We start from the raw sequence: 2,681 nt of genomic DNA on the forward strand, positions 1-2,681 counted from the left end.
GGCTTCGTCAGAAAGGATAAATCATGTCTGATATCGAATTGGTTTCTGCCACCAAATCCTTTGGTGGCTGGTTGAAGCGCTACAAACATCGCAGCCAGGTGCTCAACTGCGAAATGATCTTTGCCATTTATCTGCCTCCGGCCGCAGAAGAAAATACTGTGCCGCTGCTATGGTGGTTGTCCGGGTTGACCTGTACGGATGAAAATTTCATGCAGAAAGCCGGTGCCCACAAAACCGCTGCGGAACTGGGGCTGGCGATTGTCTGCCCGGACACCAGCCCGCGTGGTACCGACTTGCCCGGTGAACATGAAAGCTACGACTTTGGCTCCGGCGCCGGCTTCTATGTGAATGCCACCCAGTCACCCTGGAGCCAGCACTACCGCATGTACGACTATGTGACCGAAGAGTTGCCGGCGCTGGTGCAGGCGCATTTCCCACTCAATGGCAAACAGGCCATCAGCGGGCACTCCATGGGCGGCCATGGCGCACTCATCTGCGCCCTGAAAAACCCCGGGCGTTACACCTCGGTCTCCGCTTTCGCGCCAATCAGCAACCCGGCCCAATGCCCATGGGGCGAAAAAGCTCTGGGTGGCTATCTGGGAGACAACCAGGAAGTCTGGAAAGACTGGGACAGCTGCGAGCTGTTAAAGGCAAAGGGAAGTGCGCTGCCATTGATGATTGATCAAGGGGATGCCGACAACTTCTACAGCGACGGCCAGCTCCGCCCGGAAGCGCTGAGCGCTGCCTGCGAGGAAGCCGGCGTGCCGATCACCCTGCGAATGCAGCCCGGCTACGACCATTCCTATTTCTTTATCGCCAGCTTTATTGACGACCATCTCAAGTACCACTTTCACCATCTGAGCCAGTGACCCCCCCCGGCAAGGCGCCACACCGGCCGCCTTGCCGTGCAATCCCCATCCACTGGAACGCGCCTTCAATCCAGCATACCAACATAGTCCGGCTGTGCTTTTACTCGCCCCAACCACGCCCTGATTGCCGGATAATCCTGTAGTGAGAAGCCCCCCTGATCGGCCACATGGGTATAGGCGTACAGGGCAATGTCCGCAATGGAGTAGCGCCCACCCACGAAGAAAGGCACGGCCTGTAAATGCCGCTCCATCACCGCCAGCGCCTCATGGCCCTTTTGTTGCTTTTCTTTCAGCCCTTCAGCGTACTTTTCCGGCTCTCCCAGCACATGCAGCCAATACCGGGACGTGGCGATATTCGGTTCGTGGTTGTACTGCTCGAAGAACATCCACTGCAGCACCTGAGCCTGCTCGAAGGCATCGGTGGGCATCAGCTGACTGTCACGGGCCAGGTACCAGAGCGCAGCGTTGGATTCCGGCAGGGTTCTGCCATCCGGGGTTACCAGTACGGGAATACGGCCGTTAGGGTTGATGGCAAGAAAGTCGTCGCTGCGGGTTTCGCCACGCGTAATGTCTTTTTCCACGCGTTCAAAGGGAACACCAAGTTGCGCCATGGCCAGGCGTAATTTGTAGCAGTTACCGGAGGAAGAAAATTCATACAAGCGATACATATCAGATCCTTCTGATCGGGAATCAAGCATTGAGCGACATAAAAAAGCCAGGGCATTGCCCTGGCTGGCTCGGGAGAGCATAACCTTATTTCAGGAAAATAGTGTTTCAGCGTCTTATTAGGGAGCCTCTGTATAACGCCTTGCATGCTCAGTCTTTCAGGCTGGTTCGCAATCTATACCCCATTCGGGGCACAGAGGGCGCGCTTTTGAAGGTGTCCCCTAACTGGGATCGAGATATGTCCATCCATCGAAAAAGTGCAACAACGAGTGCGGGCCAGCCTGAAAGACCCGAAGGGCGTGGCCTGGAGCGCCCATCTGCTGCGCCTTGCCTCTCGGAAAGGGAACCACCCTGACCATCGAGACAAGACACAACAGCTGAACGCTCCAGGCCACGCTGAGTACGCAAGGCGTTATTCAGAGGCTCCCTAGCTTTTCATGATTTCTGCCAGACGCTGATTAATAGTGCCGGTACATTCACTGATAATGTCATCGATGATTTCCGCACAGCTCGGATAACTATCGATCAGCCCCTGCACGATCCCCGACGTCCAGATACCACCATCAATTTCACCGGAGGTGAGTGCCGCCTTGCCTTTCACACCAGCCACCAGATCCACGATGTATTCAAACTTCATGTCCTGACCTTTTTCGCGTTCGATTTCGTTGACCTTGGTGGCCACCGCGTTCTTGTACACACGAGCGGTATTTTTCAAGGGGCGGAAGATCAGTGCGGTATCCAGTTCGGACGCCTCGGCAATGGCTCTCTTCATGTTTTCATGTACCGGGGCCTCTTTGGAGGCCAGGAAACGGGTACCCATGTTGATGCCATCGGCACCCAGCGCCAGACACGCCGCCATCTGCGCCCCGGTGCCGATACCGCCGGACGCCAGCATGGGAATTTTCAGTACACGGGCCGCCGCCGGCAGCAGCACCAGGTTGGGAATGTCATCTTCCCCCGGGTGGCCGGCACATTCGAAGCCATCCACGGATACCGCATCCACACCCACTTTTTCCGACTTGAGCGCATGGCGCACTGACGTGCACTTGTGCACCACCTTCACCCCGTATTCCTTGAACAGGGGCATATGCGGTTCCGGGTTACGGCCGGCGGTTTCCACCACGGTGACACCGTTTTCACAAATTA

Annotated in this window: 3 protein-coding genes; 1 reads left to right on the plus strand and 2 read right to left on the minus strand. The window is 56.4% G+C overall.

Features of this window, described 5'->3' with window-relative positions; all coding sequences use genetic code 11:
• Nucleotides 1–23 precede the first annotated feature (23 nt).
• The gene (gene fghA, locus A3754_RS19020) at nucleotides 24–869 is read left to right on the plus strand and encodes an S-formylglutathione hydrolase (protein WP_063520953.1); all 846 of its coding nucleotides are present in this window, start codon (nucleotides 24–26) and stop codon (nucleotides 867–869) included.
• 65 nt (nucleotides 870–934) lie between these two features.
• Here the strand turns inward: fghA and A3754_RS19025 are convergent, their stop codons facing one another.
• Nucleotides 935–1,537 carry a glutathione S-transferase family protein gene (locus A3754_RS19025; RefSeq protein WP_063520954.1) on the minus strand — a complete coding sequence of 201 codons (603 nt, stop codon included), beginning with the start codon at nucleotides 1,535–1,537 and terminating at the stop codon, nucleotides 935–937.
• A gap of 425 nt (nucleotides 1,538–1,962) precedes the next feature.
• Nucleotides 1,963–2,681 (minus strand): nitronate monooxygenase family protein (locus A3754_RS19030; RefSeq protein ID WP_063520955.1); only part of this gene is annotated, 719 nt, incomplete at its 5' end.

This window comes from Alcanivorax sp. HI0083, assembly GCF_001635175.1.

Bases quoted from the DNA above. Each gene is read 5' to 3' on its own strand.
- fghA (WP_063520953.1), top strand. From the start codon at position 24: ATGTCTGATATCGAATTGGTTTCTGCCACCAAATCCTTTGGTGGCTGG.
- A3754_RS19025 (WP_063520954.1), bottom strand. From the start codon at position 1,537: ATGTATCGCTTGTATGAATTTTCTTCCTCCGGTAACTGCTACAAATTA.